Genomic DNA, 18,400 nt, shown 5'->3' with positions numbered 1-18,400 from the left:
CATGACTGAAACCCATCACGTCCAGATTGGCGACTTTACCGTTGGCAACGATTTACCCATCGCCCTGATCGCGGGACCATGCCAGATGGAAAGCATGATCCATGCGATGGATATGGCGGGCCGCCTGCATGAGATGACACAGAAACTCGGCATCCCATTGGTTTACAAAACCTCCTTTGACAAGGCGAACCGCACATCGCATACGGCGGAGCGCGGCCTTGGCCTCGAAGGCGCGATCCCGGTCTTTGAAAGAATTCGCAGTGAATTCGGCATTCCCGTGCTGACGGATGTGCATCTGCCGGAACATTGTGCGGCCTTGGGCGATGCGGTGGATGTTCTGCAGATACCGGCCTTTCTGTGTCGCCAGACGGATCTTCTTGTTGCTGCCGCAAAAACCGGCAAAGTGATCAATGTCAAAAAGGGTCAGTTCCTGGCCCCATGGGATATGAAGAATGTTGCGAACAAGTTGATCAGCGCCGGGAACAACCGGATCTTGCTGACGGAACGCGGCGCGAGCTTCGGCTATAACACACTTGTCACGGACATGCGCAGCCTTGCCATTATGGCAGAACAGACCGGTCAACCTATTGTTTTTGATGCGACCCATTCCGTGCAGCAGCCGGGCGGGCAGGGCACGACATCGGGCGGCCAGCGGGAATTCGTGCCGGTGCTGGCGCGGGCCGCTGTCTCCGTCGGCGTTGCCATGGTTTTCATGGAAACCCACCAGGACCCGGATAACGCACCCTCCGACGGACCAAATATGGTACCCATCGACCAGATGGAGGCCCTGCTTACCACACTGAAAAAATTCGATACTCTTGCCAAAAATCTCTAAAAAATACAGGAACCCAGTCGTATGAGTGCAATTCTTGATATTACCGGTCGTGAAATTCTGGACAGCCGCGGCAACCCTACGGTTGAAGTCGATGTTCTTCTGGAAAGCGGGGCATTTGGCCGTGCGGCGGTGCCCTCTGGTGCGTCGACCGGCGCGCATGAGGCCGTGGAGCTGCGCGATGGCGACAAGTCCCGCTACGGCGGCAAGGGCGTCCTGAAGGCGGTTGAGGCTGTTAATGGCGAGATATTCGATATTCTCTCCGGCCGCGATGCGGATGACCAGATTGCACTCGATAGGGCGATGCTGGCGCTTGACGGGACCGAGAACAAGGGCCGCCTTGGGGCGAATGCGATCCTTGGTGTCAGCCTCGCGCTTGCTCGCGCTGCGGCGGAAGATTGCGGATTGCCGCTTTATCGCTATATCGGTGGCGCCTCGGCCCGGACATTGCCGGTGCCGATGATGAATATCATCAATGGTGGAGAGCATGCAGATAACCCCATCGATATTCAGGAATTCATGATCATGCCGGTTTCCGCCGACACCTGCGCGGATGCGATCCGGATGGGATCGGAAGTGTTCCAAACCCTTAAGAAGGAACTTTCCAAGGCAGGCCACAATACCAATGTCGGCGACGAGGGTGGCTTCGCACCGAATATTGCAAGTACGCGCGATGCCCTTGATTTCATTATGAAATCCATTGAAGGTGCGGGTTACAAGCCGGGTGAGGATATTTATCTCGCGCTGGATGCGGCCTCGACCGAGTTCTTCAAGGACGGCAAGTATCACCTCAAGGGTGAGGATAAAATTCTTTCGTCGGGTGAAATGGCGGACTACTATGCGGCGCTGGTCGGTGATTATCCGATCATCTCGATTGAGGACGGCATGAGCGAAGATGATTGGGCAGGCTGGAAAACGCTGACCGAGAAAATCGGCAGCAAGGTTCAGCTTGTCGGGGACGATCTATTCGTGACCAACCCGAAACGGCTCGCCGACGGCATTTCGCAAGGCGTAGCCAACTCCATCCTGGTGAAGGTCAACCAGATCGGCTCGCTCACGGAAACGCTGGAAGCGGTCGAAATGGCCCACAAAGCGCGTTATACGGCGGTGATGTCGCATCGCTCCGGCGAGACGGAAGACTCCACCATCGCCGATCTCGCGGTTGCCACCAACTGCGGGCAGATCAAGACGGGCAGCCTCAGCCGCTCTGACCGCCTTGCAAAATACAATCAACTCATCCGAATTGAAGAAGAGCTTGGCGATGCCGCGGAATATGCGGGCCGCAGCATTTTGAAAGGCTAGAAGTCAGCCACCGGATAGCTTTTACCGGCGGATATCGCGAAAACCACGCAGGACCACTATGTATGCCATGCGCCCCGTTTCGACGCGGAACGGGCAATGGTATGTGCCTGTTCTATTTTACAATTCAAAATTGAAAAATAGATATTTAAAGCTATCTAATATAGATATTTAAAACTTTGATATTTGGAGGCTGATGATGACGCATGAACTCTCTTCGCAGGGCGCAAATTTCATTAAGCATTTCGAGGGGGAACGGCTAACCGCCTATGATGACGGAACAGGGGTCATGACCATCGGTTATGGCCATACGGGTGATGTAAAGGTCGGAGAGACGATCACCCAGGCCCAGGCGAACAGCTATTTCACGGAAGATGTGAAATGGGCGGTGGATACGGTCAATAATGCGGTGAAAGTTGATCTCAAGCAGAGCCAGTTCGACGCTTTGGTATCCTTTACCTACAATGTCGGGGAGGAAGCTTTTAAATCGTCAACATTACTCAAAAAGCTGAATGAAAGCGATTATAACGCTGTTCCAGCGGAACTAGATCGATGGATTTATGCGGGGGATAAAAAAGGCGCGTTAGCCGATATTGCGCGTTGGACCCATCTCGGTAGTGGTAAAGAGGTCTCGCCCGTCCTAAAGGAACGGCGGGAGAAAGAGGGTAAGCTTTTCGCCGAGGGGAAATATACTTGAGGGTATCGTCCCTAATTTCCGCAATTTCAGTCTATTATGATGTTTTTCGCAACTAAATTGTCCGGAGGGCAATTTAACGGTTGACCTCGACTCCGCTATTTGATTCACTCACTTCATGAACGTCAGCCATGAAATACGCAAGCGCGCGAAAGCCGGAGCCGGACCCATACTGGGAATACTTGCTGTTGCCTATTTCAGCTATCATCTTGTTGAAGGGGATCGGGGCCTTTTCGCCTATCTGAAACTTCAGCATGCGATTGACCGGGCGGAAGCCATTTACCAGCTTACCGAGAACGAGAAACAGGCGCTTGAAAAGCGGGTTGCCTTGCTGCGACCGGAGAATCTCGATGTCGATATGCTGGAAGAGCGCAGTCGTGACGTTTTAGGGCTTGCTCACCCTGACGAGATCGTCATTTACAGAAAATAGTCAGGCGATAGTCTGTTTTGTTTTTTTTATATCCCGTTTTATATTTATTATTATTATTGTTTATTGCGTGCGTTCAGTTGAAATTTTGCATTTCGTGCGCCTGAAAATATTAACTGATTTTCGGTTTATTTTGCATGTGCGAAGTAATTTTCTAAAATATTAACTGATATAAAGTTAATCTATAAATACAGCTTGTCTAAGTCGACCTGTTCATACACATTCTGATGCAGTCACAACGCGCATCGGACAGGGCAGGGATACCTTCGATGCCCACATCAATGGGAGACACCATGGCACGTCAAGCTGCGAAGAAGCCTGCGCCTGCGACCAAGAAGTCGAGCACAGGTGCCCGCAAGGCCAAGCCGAAATTCTCAAAAGAGGTCATTGAGAAGTTTTACTGGGACATGCTTCTGATCCGCCGGTTCGAAGAGAAGGCCGGACAGATCTATGGCATGGGCCTGATTGGCGGCTTTTGCCACTTGTATATTGGGCAGGAGGCCGTTGTCGTCGGTATGAAGTCGGCGATCACGGATGATGACGCGGTCATTACCTCTTATCGCGATCACGGCCATATGCTGGCCTGCGGCATGGATCCGAAAGGCGTCATGGCCGAGCTTACCGGACGCGAGGGCGGCTATTCCAAAGGAAAGGGCGGCTCCATGCATATGTTCAGCAAGGAAAAGAACTTTTATGGCGGCCACGGTATCGTCGGCGCCTGTGTGCCGCTCGGGACCGGGCTCGCGTTCAGCCAGAAATACCAGGGCACGAAAGAAATCACCCTCTGCTATATGGGCGATGGCACGGTCAACCAGGGCCAGGTCTATGAGAGCTTCAATATGGCGGAACTTTGGAACCTGCCGGTGGTATATGTCATTGAAAATAACGAATATGCCATGGGAACATCGGTCAAGCGGTCTTCCGCGCAGACAGAGCTCTATAAGCGCGGTGATAGCTTTAATGTTCCCGGCGAACAGGTTGATGGCATGGATGTTTTCGCCGTCGCTGAGGCAGGAAAGAAAGCCGTCGACTGGGTTCGTTCCGGAAAGGGGCCTTATATTCTTGAAATGAAAACCTACCGTTATCGCGGACATTCCATGTCTGATCCGGCGAAATATCGCTCGAAAGAGGAGGTCAACAAGAAACGCGCGGAACATGATCCGATAGATCACCTGCGCCAGACCATTCTCGATGACAAAATCCACACCGAAGATGAGCTCAAGGAAATCGACCGCGAGATCAAGGCAATTATCGCTGATGCTGTCGAATTTGCCCAGGACAGTCCGGAACCGAAACCGGAAGAGCTTTACACGGATGTTTTGGCATAAGTGCCGATCAGGTTGGGAAGGACGAGATAAATGCCAACAGAAATTTTGATGCCCGCGCTATCGCCGACGATGACCGAGGGCAAACTGGCCCGCTGGATGGTTAAGGAGGGCGACACGGTTAGTTCCGGGGACGTGCTGGCCGAGATCGAGACCGACAAGGCGACCATGGAAGTGGAAGCGGTCGATGAGGGAAAAATCGGCAAGATCCTGATCGAGGGAGAGACGGAGAATGTTGCCGTCAATACCCCGATTGCGGTTCTCCTCGAAGAAGGGGAGGATGAAAGCGATCTTGATGATTTCACTCCCAGTGCCCCGTCCTCTGCGTCCAAATCATCTGACGAGGAGGAAACGGAGGAGGATAGCGACGGGAAGGAAGAAGAGGAGCGTGCTCCGTCTCCGGCCTCACGCGGGGGTTCGAAAACGCCGGACGCCTATGATGCCAGCGGGGAAATCCCGGAAGGCACCGAGATGACCAAGATGACGGTCCGTGAAGCGCTTCGCGATGCCATGGCGGAGGAAATGCGTGAGGATGAGCGTGTTTTCGTCATGGGTGAGGAAGTCGCCGAATATCAGGGCGCCTACAAGGTGACGCAAGGGTTGCTCGATGAATTCGGCGCGCGCCGCGTGATTGATACCCCGATTACCGAGCATGGTTTCGCCGGTGTCGGTGTCGGCGCGGCCTTTCATGGGCTGCGGCCCATCGTTGAGTTCATGACATTTAACTTTGCCATGCAAGCCATTGACCAGATTGTCAATTCCGCCGCCAAGACCCGCTATATGTCGGGCGGACAGATGGGAAGCCCGATCGTGTTCCGTGGCCCCAATGGGGCGGCATCTCGCGTGGCGGCGCAGCATTCCCAATGCTATGCGTCCTGGTATTCCCATGTGCCGGGGCTGATTGTGATTGCGCCGCATACGGCGGCGGATGCCAAGGGTCTCCTGAAGGCCGCCATCCGCAATCCGAACCCGGTGATTTTCTTGGAGAATGAAATTCTCTACGGACAGAGTTTCGAGGTGCCGGTGATGGATGATTTTGTTTTGCCCATCGGCAAGGCGAAGATTGAACGCTCCGGTGACGATGTGACTATTGTCTCCTTTGGCATGGGAATGCGGTATTCGCTGGAGGCAGCGGACAAGCTCGCTGAGGAGGATATCTCGGCCGAGGTGATCGACCTTCGCACCATCCGGCCGATGGATATGGACACCGTGCTGGCCTCGGTTCGCAAGACGAACCGGTGTGTCACGGTTGAGGAAGGCTGGCCACAGAGTGGCGTTGGCGCGGAAATCACGGCGCAGATCATGCATCACGCGTTCGACTATCTTGATGCGCCGGTTCTTCGCGTGTCGGGAAAAGATGTGCCGATGCCCTATGCCGCCAATCTTGAAAAACTGGCGCTTCCGCATGCCGATGAGGTTGTGGCGGCGGCTAAATCTGTCTGTTATCGCGATTAAAGGGGGCGAAAATGCCAATTACCATCACCATGCCAGCCCTCTCACCGACGATGACCGAAGGGACGCTGGCCAACTGGCAAATGAAAGAGGGCGATACTGTCTCCTCCGGGGACGTGTTGGCTGAGATTGAAACTGACAAGGCGACCATGGAAGTCGAGGCGGTGGACGAAGGAACGCTCGCCAAGATCCTGATTGAGGGCGGCACCGAAAATGTTGCCGTGAATACGCCGATCGCAATCCTGCTGGAAGAGGGGGAGGATGAATCCGCCCTTGACGACTTCGATGCAGGATCGGCACCGGCGCCGGAGAAGGAGGCATCGGACGAACCCGAAAAGGAAGAAGCGCCAAAGAAGAAGGCTGGCGAAGATAAATCCGAACCGGCGACGGATGAAGCCGCGCCGGAAGTCAAGGGTAGCAGTGGCCCGGCCCCGGTCTCAAAGAAAGGGGAGCGCATCTTTTCAAGCCCACTCGCTCGCCGGATAGCGGCGAATGAAGGGCTTGACCTCAAAGCAATCAAAGGAACCGGACCGCATGGCCGGATCGTCAAGGCGGACGTAGAAAAGGCAATTGCCTCGGGAACGGCCAAGGCAGACAAGGAGGCACCCAAGGCGGCTGCTTCCGCACCTGCCTCACAGCCGCAGGCAACAACACCGCCACCGGAAGGGAATTATGAAGAAATTCCGCTCTCCAGTATGCGCAAGACAATTGCCCGGCGGCTGAGCGAGGCCAAGCAGACGATCCCGCATTTCTATCTGACCATTGAATGCGAGCTCGAAAATCTGCTGGCGATGCGCAAGGAACTGAATGGCCGGTCTGATGAGTATAAGATCTCGGTCAATGACTTCGTCATCCGGGCGTCTGCGCTTGCGCTCAAGAAACTGCCTTCGGCCAATGCCATCTGGGGCGGCGACAAGATTCTTCAGTATAAGGACTTTGATATTTCCGTTGCCGTGGCGATTGACGGCGGTTTGATCACGCCGGTTGTCCGCCATGCCGACCAGAAAGGTCTCGCCGGGATTTCCAACGAAATGAAGGAACTTGCGGGCAAGGCAAAAGCAGGCAAGCTGATGCCGGAGGAATATCAGGGCGGCTGTTTCTCGATTTCCAATCTCGGTATGTACGGGATCAAGGAATTTTCTGCTGTAATCAATCCGCCGCAATCAGCAATTCTTGCGGTTGGGGCCGGAGAATTACGCCCGGTTGTAAAAGACGGAGCGCTTGCCATGGCGACGATGATGAGCGTGACACTCTCTTGCGATCATCGCGTCATTGATGGCGCCATGGGGGCGGAATTACTTAAATATTTCAAGGGGTATATTGAAGAGCCCCTGACCATGATGCTGTGAGGAGCCGGATATGAGCGAGACGAAATTTGACCTGGTCGTTGTCGGGTCCGGCCCTGGCGGATATGTGGCGGCAATTCGTGCGGCGCAGCTTGGGCTAAAAACCGCGGTTGTCGAGCGGGAACACCTCGGCGGCATCTGCCTGAACTGGGGTTGTATTCCCACAAAGGCGCTTCTGCGGACCGCTGATGTCTATACCCTGATCAAGCATGCGGAAACATTCGGCATCAAGGTCGAGGGCGCCTCCGTCGATCTCAAGAAAACCGTGGACCGGTCCCGTCAGGTGGCCGGTCAGCTTTCCGGTGGGGTCAAGCATCTTCTGAAGAAGCATAAGGTCACGGTCATCGATGGGCATGGTAAGCTGAAAGGCGGCGGAAAGCTCGAAGTGACCAAGGATGATAAAGTCGTCATAACGGTGGATGCCAAGCATATCATTCTCGCGACCGGCGCGCGGGCCAGGACATTGCCGGGGCTTGAACCGGATGGCAAGCTGATCTGGACTTATAAGGAAGCATTGGTGCCGGATGTTATGCCGAAGAAGCTGCTGGTTGTCGGCTCCGGCGCGATTGGGATCGAATTTGCGAGCTTTTTCAATGCCCTCGGATCCGAAGTTACCGTTGTCGAGGTGATGGATCGCATCCTGCCGGTGGAAGACGCCGAGATTTCCTCCCTTGCGGAGAAAGCCTTCAAGAAACAGGGCATGACCATCCACAAGGGAACGACAGTCTCCGAATTGAAGAAGTCTGGAGGCAAAGTCACGGCCACCTTCAAGGACAAGAAGGACAAAAGCTCGACGGATACATTCGATCGCGTCATCCTCGCCGTCGGTATTGTCGGCAATGTCGAGAACATCGGCCTCGAAGATTCAAAGGTGAAAGTCGAGAAAACTCATGTCGTAGTGGATGAATTTTCGCGCACCGGGGAGCCCGGCGTTTATGCTATTGGCGATTTGACCGGTCCACCCTGGCTCGCGCACAAGGCCTCCCATGAAGGGGTAATCTGCGTTGAGAAAATTGCCGGCGAGAAGGATGTGCATCCGCTAAATACGTCAAATATACCGGGTTGCACCTATTGCAATCCGCAGGTTGCCTCCGTCGGCATGACGGAAGCGGCGGCGAAAGAAAAGGGCTATGACGTCAAGGTCGGCCGCTTTCCTTTCATTGGAAACGGCAAGGCAATAGCGCTCGGCGAGCCGGAAGGTCTGGTCAAGACGGTATTCGATGCCAAAACGGGAGAATTGCTGGGCGCCCATATGATCGGCGCGGAAGTGACCGAACTCATTCAGGGGTTCGACATCGCGAAAACACTGGAAGCGACCGAGCTTGACCTGATGCATACGGTCTTCCCGCACCCAACAATATCGGAGGCCATGCATGAATCCGTGCTTGACGCCTATGGCAAGGTGATCCACATCTAGTTTAATTCTCTGCCAGTCTACAGGGAGAAACGATGGTAAGGTTGAGTTATGAATGAGACAGCATCGATAAAGCGTGTTCGTCATCCGGAAAAGGTGAACCGGCCGGACAACCCGATACAGCGCAAGCCCGCCTGGATCCGGGTGAAGGCGCCTGTCTCGAAAACCTACAACGAGACGCGCGAGTTGATGCGCGGCCTTAACCTCACTACGGTCTGCGAGGAGGCGGCCTGTCCCAATATCGGTGAATGCTGGGCAAAAAAACATGCGACGATGATGATCATGGGTGAAATTTGCACCCGCGCCTGCGCCTTCTGCAATGTGTCGACCGGTAAGCCCAATGCCCTAGATCCTTTCGAGCCGGTCAACGTGGCAACGGCTGTCAAGACGCTCGGCCTCAATCATGTCGTGATCACCTCCGTTGACCGCGATGACCTGAAAGACGGTGGCGCACAGCATTTCGCCGAGGTTATCACGGCCATTCGCGAAGCAACGCCGGAAACGACGATCGAAATTCTAACGCCGGATTTTCTCAAGAAACCCGGTGCGTTAGAAGTCGTTGTTGCGGCAAAGCCTGATGTCTTCAACCATAACCTTGAGACGGTACCGAAGCTTTATCCCTCCGTCCGTCCTGGCGCCCGCTATTATCATTCCCTCCGTCTGCTGGAACGGGTGAAGGAGCTTGATCCGACCATGTTCACCAAATCGGGCCTGATGGTCGGACTTGGCGAGGAGAGGGAGGAAGTCTCCCAGGTCATGGATGACATGCGCGTTGCGAATATCGATTTCATTACGATTGGCCAGTATCTCCAACCAACGGTCAAGCATCATGCCCTTCATCGCTTTGTGACGCCGGATGAATTTGCAGTTCTCGAAAAGCAGGCCTATGCTAAAGGCTTCCTGATGGTTTCCGCCTCGCCGCTGACCCGCTCAAGTCATCATGCGGGTGAGGATTTCGCCAAGCTGAAGGCAGCGCGCGAGCGGACCAATGGCAAGAACTGACCAGTCAAGCGAGTACGGAATAAAGTAGAGTATGCCAACACACGCGGAACAGCGGGTTCTCCCTTATAGTCCAAAGCAGATGTTTGATCTGGTGGCGGAAATCGACAGGTATGACGAATTCCTCCCCTGGTGCGTCGGCGCGCGCATTAAGGAGCGAAAAGAGAATATTGTGCTGGCCGATCTCGTGATCGGCTTCAAGCTGTTCCGGGAGAAATTCACGTCTAAAGTGACGCTGGATGAAGAACATATGCGGATTGATGTTGAGTATATGGACGGACCCTTCCGCTATCTCAACAATCACTGGCAATTCAACGAACACCCGAAAGGGTGTGAAATCGATTTTTTTGTCGATTTCGAGTTCCGCTCAATGATCCTGCAAAAGACGATCGGGATGCTCTTTAACGAAGCGGTGACCCGCATGATCTCGGCCTTTGAAACCCGCGCGAAAGAACTATACGGGATCAAGTCTGTTGAGGATCAATCCGTCAGCGGCTAGCCGCCGCGAAGAGCATTTCAAGTGCCGTCTTTACCGTGGCGATGCGAACTTCAGACCGGCCTATATCCCCATATTCCATCTTTCGGTGCTCCGCGACGCCCTCTTCCGTGGCAACGGCAAAATGAACCAAGCCGACCGGCTTTCCGGGACCGCCACCACCGGGGCCGGCAATACCGGTTACGGCGACAGTAATATTCGCGCCTGCGGTTTTTAGGGCCCCTAACGCCATTTCCCGCGCCGTTTCCTCCGATACCGCACCGAAGCTTCGCAATGTCTCCGTGCTGACACCGATAACACGCGCCTTTGCCTTGTTGCTGTAGGTGATAAAGCCGCGATCGAACACGTCGGAGGAACCGGCGATATCCGTGAGCGCCCCGCCAATCAGTCCGCCGGTGCAGGATTCCGCCGTCGCCAGCTGCCATTTTTTTGCGCGGCATTTTTCCAGCACCTCGGTTGCCAGCTTTTCGATGTCTCCGCTAAAAATTCCCATCATATACCCTTTTTATTATAACGATCAGGACGGCGGCAATCAGCCCCGCCACATAGTCATCGATCATGACGCCGAAAGCGCCTTTCACTTTTAGGTCCAGCCAGCCAATGGGCCAGGGCTTCCAGATGTCAAGGAGCCTGAAGAGAAGGAAGGTCACCAATATCATCACGGGGGTAAGCGCCGCCGCATGAAGCGCGAGCCAGATTCCCGCGACTTCGTCAATGACCACTTCGCCCGGATCGGTTTTCCCGGTGCGCTCCAGATAGATTTTCGTGCTCCACCAGCCGACACCGAAGGCAATCAGCGAGGCCACGCCAAGCGCCGGTGCACCGAGATAATGAAAGATCAAAATACCAAACGGCAGTGCCGCGAGGGAACCGACCGTTCCCGGTGCCTTGGGAGACAGGCCGCTCCAGAACCAGGTGGAAAGAATAACCGCCGGATGCCAGAGGGAGAGGGGGGCGATTTTTTGGCTCATTCAGGCAGCCTCACCGTTGCGACCGCCTGCGCGGCGATGCCTTCTCCGCGGCCGGTGAAGCCGAGCTTTTCCGTCGTTGTCCCTTTGACGCTGACCCGGTCGCTTTGAATTTTCAGGATATCGGCAATTTTCTCTGTCATGGCCGCGCGGTGCGGACCGATTTTCGGCTCTTCGCAGATGATGGTCAGATCGACATGGCTGATCACGCCGCCTTTCTCCGCGACGAGGCGGGCGGCATGGGAGATAAATCTCTCGGACGCCGCGCCTTTCCATACAGGATCCGAGGGCGGGAAATGAACGCCGATATCTCCGGCGGCAACAGCGCCCAGCAAGGCGTCCGTCAGGGCATGCAGCGCCACATCCGCATCGGAATGGCCTTTCAGTTTTTTCCTATAGGGGATTTCAACGCCGCCAAGCCAGACACTTTCGCCGGCCTCGAAGGCGTGAACATCAAAACCATAGCCAGTGCGGATATCCCCGAGAGATTTGAGGATATGCCGCTCCGCCGCCGCCATATCCGCCGCAGTGGTGATCTTGAAATTGAGGGCTTCCCCCTCAACTATTGACACACCTAGACCCGCGCGAGCGGCAAGGGCTGTATCATCTGTCAAATTCTCGCCGTCAAAGGCCCGGTGCGCTGCCAGAATAGCCGCAAAAGCAAAGCCCTGCGGTGTCTGCGCAGCGACAATTTCATCGCGATTGACGGAGCCGGTAATCTGTCCATCGGAAAATGTCTTCAGACTGTCCGTAAGGGGGAGCGTCGGCAACACAGCCTGCCCGGTTTCCAGCATCTCTAGGCACCGGCTGATCAATGCGGTGCTTACGAAGGGCCGCGCGGCATCATGAATTAGCACAAAATCTGGTGACAAATCAGTCAGGCTCTCCAACCCGTTGCGGACCGATTCTTGACGCGTCGCACCGCCCATTACCGCCGGCAGCACGTTGAGGTCTTTTGTTGCCTCGTCATAGAGCGCTAAGTCCGCATCGCTGATAACCACGCAAATATTGTCGATGGCTGGATGCTCAAGGAACGCATCGATGCTTCTCCTGAGTATGGTTTTTCCTGCAATCTCAATATATTGCTTGGGAAAGCTCATTCCGGTTCGGAGGCCTTTGCCGGCGGCGACGATGAGGGCGATGGTTGTCATGGCCCGACAATAGGTCGCGAAACCGGAAGGTTCAATAAAATTGACAGCTTACGAATGATTCTGTTGCAGTGCGGCAGAGACCGCACTATAGTGCCTAAATATTAGTCATATTTTTAATTGCATAATAAATGGTCATTACTATCGATTCAATTACGATCGACCCTCCGGTTTTTCTGGCACCTATGGCCGGTATCACAGACCTGCCTTTTCGTCGTCTGGTGACGCGGTACGGGGCCGGGATGGTGTTCTCGGAAATGGTGGCAAGCAAGGCCATGGTCGCGGAAACGCGGCGGTCTCTTCGTATCGTCCGCTCCGCGAATGATGACCAGCCAATGGCGGTCCAGCTTGCAGGCTGCGATCCGGAGATTATGGCCGAAGCGGCAAGGCTGAATGAGGAAATGGGCGCGAAGATCATCGATATCAATATGGGCTGCCCGGTAAAAAAGGTAACGGCCGGTATGGCGGGCTCCTCACTGATGCGCGATCTCGATCATGCCGGAAAGATACTCAAGGCGACGGTTAATGCCGTCAGCATACCGGTAACCCTTAAAATGCGGACGGGCTGGGACGAGGAGAGCCGCAATGCGCCGGAGCTTGCAAAAATCGCCGAGGATGCGGGCATCCGGATGCTGACGGTGCATGGCCGTACGCGATGCCAGTTCTTCAAAGGCGCGGCGGACTGGCGATATGTCGGCGAGGTCAAGGAGGCGGTGTCGCTGCCCGTTATCGTCAATGGGGATATCCAGACAGTTGAGGATGCGGTCGAGGCTCGGGCCCAGTCTGGTGCCGATGGTGTGATGATCGGACGGGGCAGCTATGGCCGGCCCTGGTTCGTGTCGCAGGTGGCGGAGCATTTCAAATCCGGGCAGACGCTGCCGGACCCGGATTTCGATGAGCAACGCTCCGTCCTTCTGGAGCATTATGACGCCCTGATCTCCCTTTACGGGGAAGAGGTTGGCGTCCGGGTCGCCAGGAAGCATCTGGGCTGGTATTCCGCGCGATTGCCGGGCGGCGAAACTTTTCGGCAGAAGGTCGTCCGCCTGACGGACCGGCATCAAGTGCGCGATGAGATAAACGTGTTTTACAATGACCTGCAATTGAAGGAAAGCGCATAACATGGCCCTGCCAAATCCCTTTAGCGGCGCAAAACGCAAGAAAACGGATGTGGATGCGCTGTCTGTGCTGAACGCTTTACCCGATCCGCTGATCGTGATTGATGACGACGGGTATATCTGCATGACCAACCCGGCGGGGGAGGAGTTTTTCGCCCTGTCGGCGAAAATGCTGACCCGGATGACGGTGGAGGAGATTGTTCCGTTCGACAGCCCGCTACTGGGCTTGGTGGAGCAGGTCCGGACCCTTGGGGATTGTGTTTCCGAATATAGCGTTGATCTTGGAACTCCCAAAACCGGCGTGAAGAATGTCAATTTGCAGGTCTCGCTGATGTACGGAACACCGAATGTGGTGGTCCAGATCGAGGAGCGGACCATTGCAGCCAAGATGGACCGGCAGCTTACCCATCGCGGCGCGGCGCGGTCTGTTACGGCGATGGCGATCATGCTGGCTCATGAGGTGAAAAACCCGCTCTCCGGCATTCGCGGATCGGCGCAGCTGTTGGAAATGAACGCGTCTGATGCCGACCGAGCACTGACCCGGCTGATTTGCGACGAGACGGACCGGATTTGCGCGCTTGTCGACCGCATGGAGGCGTTTTCGGATGACCGGCCGATCGACCGTGATGCCGTTAATATCCATGAGGTTCTGGAACATGTCCGGCGGGTGGCCGAGGCAGGCTTTGGTCGCAACATCACCTTTCGCGAAAATTACGACCCGTCGCTTCCCTTTGTGTATGGCAATCGCGACCAACTCGTTCAGGTGCTTTTAAACTTGGTGAAGAACGCGGCGGAGGCAACCCCGGAAGCTAGCGGGGAGATCACCTTGAGCACGGCCTATCGTCACGGTATCCGCCTTGCCGTTCCCGGCGCGCAGGAGAAGGTGCAACTGCCGCTGGAAGTCGGGATACACGACAACGGGCCCGGTATTCCGGAGGAAATCATGCCGCATATCTTCGATCCTTTTGTCACCACGAAGGCTGGCGGCAGCGGACTTGGCCTGGCTCTGGTGGCCAAGATTGTCGGGGATCATGGGGGTATCGTCGAGTTTGACACATCGGGAGAGGGTGGCAAGGCGCTGATCCGTCTGCCGGTTTACTACATTAATAAAACGGATACGGAATAATATGCCCGGCACAATTTTAGTCGCAGATGATGATCAGAGTATTCGCACTGTCCTAGAGCAGGCACTTGCACGGGCTAACTACGTTGTGCGCTCTACTGGCAACGCGGCTACGCTCTACAACTGGGTGCTGGAAGGATTGGGCGATATCATCTTGACCGATGTGGTTATGCCGGATGAAAACGGCCTCGATCTGCTGCCGCGTATCAAGAAAATCCGACCCGAACTGCCGGTTGTCGTGATGAGCGCACAGAACACCTTGCTGACGGCAATCAAGGCGACGGAGCGGGGGGCCTATGATTATCTGCCAAAGCCGTTTGATCTGAAGGTATTGCTTCAAGTGGTGGAAAGGGCACTTTCCAAGCCGAAGAAAGCCGCAAAACGTTCGGGCGCAGAAGAGGAGGATGAGACCAAAACGCCTCTGATCGGCCGATCTCCGGCAATGCAGGAGATATACCGGGTGCTGGCGCGCCTCATGGGAACAGATCTTACGGTGTTGGTATCGGGAGAAAGCGGCACCGGCAAGGAGCTTGTAGCACGCGCCCTTCACGAGTACGGCAAGCGTAAAGCGGGACCGTTTGTGCCGATCAACATGGCGGCCATTCCAAAGGAGCTTATTGAATCGGAGCTGTTCGGTCATGAGAAAGGCGCTTTTACCGGCGCGGATTCCCGTGCCATTGGCCGGTTTGAGCAGGCCCAGGGCGGGACATTGTTCCTCGATGAAATCGGGGATATGCCGATCGAGGCCCAGACCCGGCTTCTGCGTGTATTGCAACAAGGGGAATATACGACCGTCGGCGGACGGACGGCGATCCGGACAGATGTGCGGATTGTTGCCGCGACCAACCGGGACTTGCGGCAGTTCGTGCGGCAGGGGTTGTTCCGCGAGGATCTGTATTACCGATTGAACGTGGTACCGTTGCGCCTGCCGCCGCTGCGGGAGCGGGCGGAAGATATTCCCGACCTTGTCCGGCATTTTCTCGCCCAGGCGATGGAGGAGGGGCTGCCGGTCAAGAGTATTGATAAAGAATCATTAGAGGCGCTTAAAAAGCATAAATGGCCGGGCAATGTGCGGGAGCTTGAAAATCTTGTGCGCCGCCTTGCCGCCCTTTATTCAGACGACGTTATCAACCTTTCGGTCATCCAGCAGGAACTGCAGCCCCAGGAGATTGGCGATACAGAGGAAATTACCGGATCGGATGAAAGTCTCGGTATGGCGGTGGAGCGGCATGTCGCAAAATACTTTGCGGCGCATTCGGGCAGTCTGCCACCATCCGGGCTGTATGAGCGGGTGATCCGCGAGGTCGAAAGGCCGCTGTTGTCGCTGTCGCTGGAGGCAACCAACGGAAACCAGATCAAAGCGGCTGACTTGCTGGGGGTTAACCGGAATACCTTGCGTAAAAAAATCCGGGAGCTGGATATTCAGGTTGTGCGCGGGCTCAAGTGATGCTTAAATGCCACAATGTGGTATTTTGACCGTAAAGTTGAAAGTGATGCGAAATCCTTGGACCGTGATCGCGTCATGAACAAGCCGGTCGGAGGGGGTTGTGGTCGAGTCACAGCAAACTAAGGGAAAGCCGTCCTTCTCATTCATCCGCTGGACACGGAAGATCGGGTTGGGGCCGAAGACGTCTTTTTTCGTCGCGATGCTGGCCATCGCGAGCGGCATCGCAACATATGAATCCCTGACCATCGATAATCCGGCTTACACGCGTGTTTTGCTTATTGTTGATATTGTCATTGTCGTCATTCTGGCAGTAATCATCACGCATCGGTTGATCAGGACATGGCGCAAGGGACAGGTCGGCGGGGCAGGCAGCATGATGCATCGCCGTATCCTGCGACTGTTTTCCCTGATTGCCGTCGCACCGGCCCTTATGGTGGCGCTATTTTCGGCACTTTTCTTCAATATTTACTTCCAGCGGCATTTTTCCGATCCGGTGAATATGGCTGTGTCAGAATCGATCGCTGTCGCCGATGCCTATATCAAGGAGCATATCCAGAATATCCGTTCCGACGTGTTGGAAATGGCGGCGCAGATCAATAGTGCGCCGACACGGGTTCTTGAGAACCAGGGCTTGTTCGGCTCCTATCTCAGCGATCAGGTCATTGCCCGCAATCTGAGCGAGGCCGTGGTTATCGACGGGGCGCAGAATGTTATTGCCCAGTCTGATCTCAGCTTCGCCCTCGAGTTTGACAAGATCAGCCCGGCCTTGTTTGCAGAGGCGCGGGAGCGCGATGTAGTTATCAGCACGGAAGAAGGAGATGATCAGGTGCGCGCCCTGATCCGGCTGGATCGGATGTTGGACGGATTTCTGTATGTCGGGCGGTTTGTTGAACCGAGAGTGCTTGCGCATATGGAGCGAACCCGCATTGCCGCCGCAGAGTATGAAGAACTGAAAGAGGAAGGATTTGGCATCCAGATCCAGTTCGCCGTTATCTTCTTTATCATCGCCCTGATGGTTGTTCTGGCGGCCGTCTGGTTTGGGCTGGTGATCGCCTCCCGTATCGTCGGTCCGATCGAGAGCCTTGTGAAGGCGGCGGAACGGGTCCGGTCCGGCGATTTGACAGCAAAGGTCGATGAAAGCCGTGCCTATGATGAAATGGCCACCCTGAGCCGCGCCTTCAACCGAATGACCGATCAACTCGGTACCCAGCGTTATGAGTTGGAAATGACCAACGAAAAATTGGATGAACGGCGGCGTTTTACCGAGGCTGTGCTGTCTGGTGTCTCCTCTGGTGTTATCGGGCTGGATAAAAATGGGGTGATCAACCTGCCGAACCGCAAGGCAACGGAACTTCTCGGGCTCTCCAGTTCTGAATTGATCGGGTCATATTTTTCCGAGATACAGCCGCAAATGGCGGCACTGCTCGACGAAATACGGGAGAAGCCGTATCGCGTGGTGGAGCGGCAGATACAGCTTCAAGCCGGAGACGGGCATCGCCATCTTCTGGTGCGCGCCTCCGCGGAAATCTCCAGCGGCAGTATCCAGGGCTTTGTCGTGACCCTTGATGATATTACCGATCTCGTCTCGGCGCAGCGCATGGCCGCCTGGGGGGATATTGCCCGGCGTATCGCTCATGAAATCAAAAATCCGCTTACGCCGATCCAGCTCTCGGCAGAACGGATAAAGAGAAAATACGGGCGGCAAATTCTGGAGGATGTTGATGTCTTTAATCAATGTACAGACACAATCATCCGACAGGTCGGGGACATCGGCCAGATGGTCGACGAATTCTCGTCTTTCGCCCGGATGCCGACACCGGAATTCAAGCCTGAAGATATTAACGAACTTGTCGGGCAAGCGGTGTTTCTGCAGAAGATAGCCCATCCTGAAATCGAGTATGAGTTCAAAGCCCCGGCGACAGCGTTGACCTGCGCCTGTGATGCGTCGCAGGTCAACCGTGTTCTCACCAATCTACTGCAGAACAGCGCCGATGCCATAGACGGGCGGGAAGGCGATGGTGAAAAACTGCCAAAGGGACGTATCGAGGTCAATATCGAGACGACAAATGACGAGATCATTGTCGAGATTACGGACAATGGCCGCGGCCTTCCCAAGGAAAACCGTAGCCGATTGACCGAGCCTTATGTTACCCATCGCGAGAAGGGAACGGGTCTGGGACTTGCGATCGTCAACAAGATTATGGAGGAACATGGTGGCAGTCTCGCCATGATGGATACGCAAACTGGAATCGGAGCAAAGGTCAGGATTGCTTTTCCAATGAGTGAACCGAGTTTGAAAACGGGGAATGACTAAA

The 18,400-nt window shown here is 55.1% G+C and carries 17 protein-coding genes; 14 read left to right on the top strand and 3 right to left on the bottom strand.

The features are described from left to right. Nucleotide 1 precedes the first annotated feature (1 nt). The 10 genes from kdsA to AACZ19_RS13060 all read left to right on the top strand — a co-directional run bounded on the left by kdsA (nucleotide 2) and on the right by AACZ19_RS13060 (nucleotide 10,287). On the top strand, nucleotides 2–835 hold the full coding sequence (gene kdsA, locus AACZ19_RS13105) for a 3-deoxy-8-phosphooctulonate synthase (protein ID WP_339634685.1): 834 nt from the start codon (nucleotides 2–4) through the stop codon (nucleotides 833–835). A 21-nt stretch (nucleotides 836–856) separates the two neighbouring features. Further along, a complete protein-coding gene (gene eno, locus AACZ19_RS13100; RefSeq protein ID WP_339634683.1) occupies nucleotides 857–2,134 on the top strand; it encodes a phosphopyruvate hydratase in 1,278 nt (425 codons plus the stop codon). 193 nt (nucleotides 2,135–2,327) lie between these two features. Next, entirely contained in the window at nucleotides 2,328–2,828 is a 501-nt protein-coding gene (locus tag AACZ19_RS13095; RefSeq protein ID WP_339634681.1) for a lysozyme, read from the top strand. A gap of 115 nt (nucleotides 2,829–2,943) precedes the next feature. Beyond that, entirely contained in the window at nucleotides 2,944–3,255 is a 312-nt protein-coding gene (locus tag AACZ19_RS13090; RefSeq protein ID WP_339634679.1) for a septum formation initiator family protein, read from the top strand. 290 nt (nucleotides 3,256–3,545) lie between these two features. Further along, nucleotides 3,546–4,580, top strand: a complete 1,035-nt coding sequence (pdhA, locus tag AACZ19_RS13085) for a pyruvate dehydrogenase (acetyl-transferring) E1 component subunit alpha (RefSeq protein WP_339634677.1) — start codon at nucleotides 3,546–3,548, stop codon at nucleotides 4,578–4,580. Between the two features lie 30 nt (nucleotides 4,581–4,610). After that, nucleotides 4,611–6,032, top strand: coding sequence for a pyruvate dehydrogenase complex E1 component subunit beta (locus AACZ19_RS13080; protein WP_339634675.1), 1,422 nt, complete (start codon nucleotides 4,611–4,613; stop codon nucleotides 6,030–6,032). Nucleotides 6,033–6,043: 11 nt separating this feature from the next. After that, nucleotides 6,044–7,378 (top strand): pyruvate dehydrogenase complex dihydrolipoamide acetyltransferase, encoded by a 1,335-nt coding sequence (locus AACZ19_RS13075; RefSeq protein ID WP_339634673.1) that lies wholly within the window; start codon nucleotides 6,044–6,046, stop codon nucleotides 7,376–7,378. A gap of 10 nt (nucleotides 7,379–7,388) precedes the next feature. Then, nucleotides 7,389–8,792 (top strand): dihydrolipoyl dehydrogenase, encoded by a 1,404-nt coding sequence (gene lpdA / locus AACZ19_RS13070; protein WP_339634671.1) that lies wholly within the window; start codon nucleotides 7,389–7,391, stop codon nucleotides 8,790–8,792. Between the two features lie 48 nt (nucleotides 8,793–8,840). Then, nucleotides 8,841–9,791, top strand: coding sequence for a lipoyl synthase (gene lipA / locus AACZ19_RS13065; RefSeq protein ID WP_339634669.1), 951 nt, complete (start codon nucleotides 8,841–8,843; stop codon nucleotides 9,789–9,791). A 31-nt stretch (nucleotides 9,792–9,822) separates the two neighbouring features. Continuing rightward, nucleotides 9,823–10,287 (top strand): type II toxin-antitoxin system RatA family toxin, encoded by a 465-nt coding sequence (locus tag AACZ19_RS13060; RefSeq protein ID WP_339634667.1) that lies wholly within the window; start codon nucleotides 9,823–9,825, stop codon nucleotides 10,285–10,287. Here AACZ19_RS13060 and AACZ19_RS13055 read toward each other — a convergent pair. Genes AACZ19_RS13055 through AACZ19_RS13045 form a run of 3 tightly spaced genes read right to left on the bottom strand, consistent with a single transcriptional unit; the run spans nucleotide 10,277 to nucleotide 12,403 of the window. Continuing rightward, entirely contained in the window at nucleotides 10,277–10,777 is a 501-nt protein-coding gene (locus AACZ19_RS13055; protein WP_339634665.1) for a CinA family protein, read from the bottom strand. The genes AACZ19_RS13060 and AACZ19_RS13055 overlap by 11 nt on opposite strands. After that, nucleotides 10,764–11,255, bottom strand: a complete 492-nt coding sequence (locus AACZ19_RS13050) for a phosphatidylglycerophosphatase A (RefSeq protein WP_339634664.1) — start codon at nucleotides 11,253–11,255, stop codon at nucleotides 10,764–10,766. Before AACZ19_RS13050 ends, AACZ19_RS13055 begins: the two co-directional genes overlap by 14 nt. Further along, complete coding sequence (locus tag AACZ19_RS13045) at nucleotides 11,252–12,403, bottom strand: bifunctional 2-C-methyl-D-erythritol 4-phosphate cytidylyltransferase/2-C-methyl-D-erythritol 2,4-cyclodiphosphate synthase (protein WP_339634662.1); 1,152 nt, start codon at nucleotides 12,401–12,403, stop codon at nucleotides 11,252–11,254. Before AACZ19_RS13045 ends, AACZ19_RS13050 begins: the two co-directional genes overlap by 4 nt. A gap of 128 nt (nucleotides 12,404–12,531) precedes the next feature. On the opposite strand from AACZ19_RS13045, the gene dusB reads away from it, so the two are divergent. The 4 genes from dusB to AACZ19_RS13025 all read left to right on the top strand — a co-directional run bounded on the left by dusB (nucleotide 12,532) and on the right by AACZ19_RS13025 (nucleotide 18,399). Further along, the gene (dusB, locus tag AACZ19_RS13040) at nucleotides 12,532–13,518 is read left to right on the top strand and encodes a tRNA dihydrouridine synthase DusB (protein ID WP_339634660.1); all 987 of its coding nucleotides are present in this window, start codon (nucleotides 12,532–12,534) and stop codon (nucleotides 13,516–13,518) included. Nucleotide 13,519: 1 nt separating this feature from the next. Continuing rightward, entirely contained in the window at nucleotides 13,520–14,641 is a 1,122-nt protein-coding gene (locus AACZ19_RS13035; protein ID WP_339634658.1) for an ATP-binding protein, read from the top strand. 1 nt (nucleotide 14,642) lies between these two features. Continuing rightward, a complete protein-coding gene (gene ntrC, locus AACZ19_RS13030; RefSeq protein ID WP_339634657.1) occupies nucleotides 14,643–16,085 on the top strand; it encodes a nitrogen regulation protein NR(I) in 1,443 nt (480 codons plus the stop codon). A gap of 100 nt (nucleotides 16,086–16,185) precedes the next feature. Continuing rightward, nucleotides 16,186–18,399: a PAS domain-containing sensor histidine kinase gene (locus AACZ19_RS13025; RefSeq protein WP_339634655.1), complete on the top strand. Its 2,214-nt coding sequence runs from the start codon at nucleotides 16,186–16,188 to the stop codon at nucleotides 18,397–18,399. The last annotated feature ends 1 nt before the right edge of the window (nucleotide 18,400 follow it).

Source organism: uncultured Sneathiella sp. (assembly GCF_963973085.1).
GTDB lineage: Bacteria > Pseudomonadota > Alphaproteobacteria > Sneathiellales > Sneathiellaceae > Sneathiella.
The sequence above is the reverse complement of the archived record's forward strand: the minus strand, read 5'-3'. Positions and strand labels throughout refer to the sequence as shown.

What these genes read in the sequence shown, in the direction of transcription:
- kdsA (WP_339634685.1), top strand. Translation starts at nt 2, where the DNA reads ATGACTGAAACCCATCACGTCCAGATTGGCGACTTTACCGTTGGCAAC.
- eno (WP_339634683.1), top strand. Translation starts at nt 857, where the DNA reads ATGAGTGCAATTCTTGATATTACCGGTCGTGAAATTCTGGACAGCCGC.
- AACZ19_RS13095 (WP_339634681.1), top strand. Translation starts at nt 2,328, where the DNA reads ATGATGACGCATGAACTCTCTTCGCAGGGCGCAAATTTCATTAAGCAT.
- AACZ19_RS13090 (WP_339634679.1), top strand. Translation starts at nt 2,944, where the DNA reads ATGAACGTCAGCCATGAAATACGCAAGCGCGCGAAAGCCGGAGCCGGA.
- pdhA (WP_339634677.1), top strand. Translation starts at nt 3,546, where the DNA reads ATGGCACGTCAAGCTGCGAAGAAGCCTGCGCCTGCGACCAAGAAGTCG.
- AACZ19_RS13080 (WP_339634675.1), top strand. Translation starts at nt 4,611, where the DNA reads ATGCCAACAGAAATTTTGATGCCCGCGCTATCGCCGACGATGACCGAG.
- AACZ19_RS13075 (WP_339634673.1), top strand. Translation starts at nt 6,044, where the DNA reads ATGCCAATTACCATCACCATGCCAGCCCTCTCACCGACGATGACCGAA.
- lpdA (WP_339634671.1), top strand. Translation starts at nt 7,389, where the DNA reads ATGAGCGAGACGAAATTTGACCTGGTCGTTGTCGGGTCCGGCCCTGGC.
- lipA (WP_339634669.1), top strand. Translation starts at nt 8,841, where the DNA reads ATGAATGAGACAGCATCGATAAAGCGTGTTCGTCATCCGGAAAAGGTG.
- AACZ19_RS13060 (WP_339634667.1), top strand. Translation starts at nt 9,823, where the DNA reads ATGCCAACACACGCGGAACAGCGGGTTCTCCCTTATAGTCCAAAGCAG.
- AACZ19_RS13055 (WP_339634665.1), bottom strand. Translation starts at nt 10,777, where the DNA reads ATGGGAATTTTTAGCGGAGACATCGAAAAGCTGGCAACCGAGGTGCTG.
- AACZ19_RS13050 (WP_339634664.1), bottom strand. Translation starts at nt 11,255, where the DNA reads ATGAGCCAAAAAATCGCCCCCCTCTCCCTCTGGCATCCGGCGGTTATT.
- AACZ19_RS13045 (WP_339634662.1), bottom strand. Translation starts at nt 12,403, where the DNA reads ATGACAACCATCGCCCTCATCGTCGCCGCCGGCAAAGGCCTCCGAACC.
- dusB (WP_339634660.1), top strand. Translation starts at nt 12,532, where the DNA reads ATGGTCATTACTATCGATTCAATTACGATCGACCCTCCGGTTTTTCTG.
- AACZ19_RS13035 (WP_339634658.1), top strand. Translation starts at nt 13,520, where the DNA reads ATGGCCCTGCCAAATCCCTTTAGCGGCGCAAAACGCAAGAAAACGGAT.
- ntrC (WP_339634657.1), top strand. Translation starts at nt 14,643, where the DNA reads ATGCCCGGCACAATTTTAGTCGCAGATGATGATCAGAGTATTCGCACT.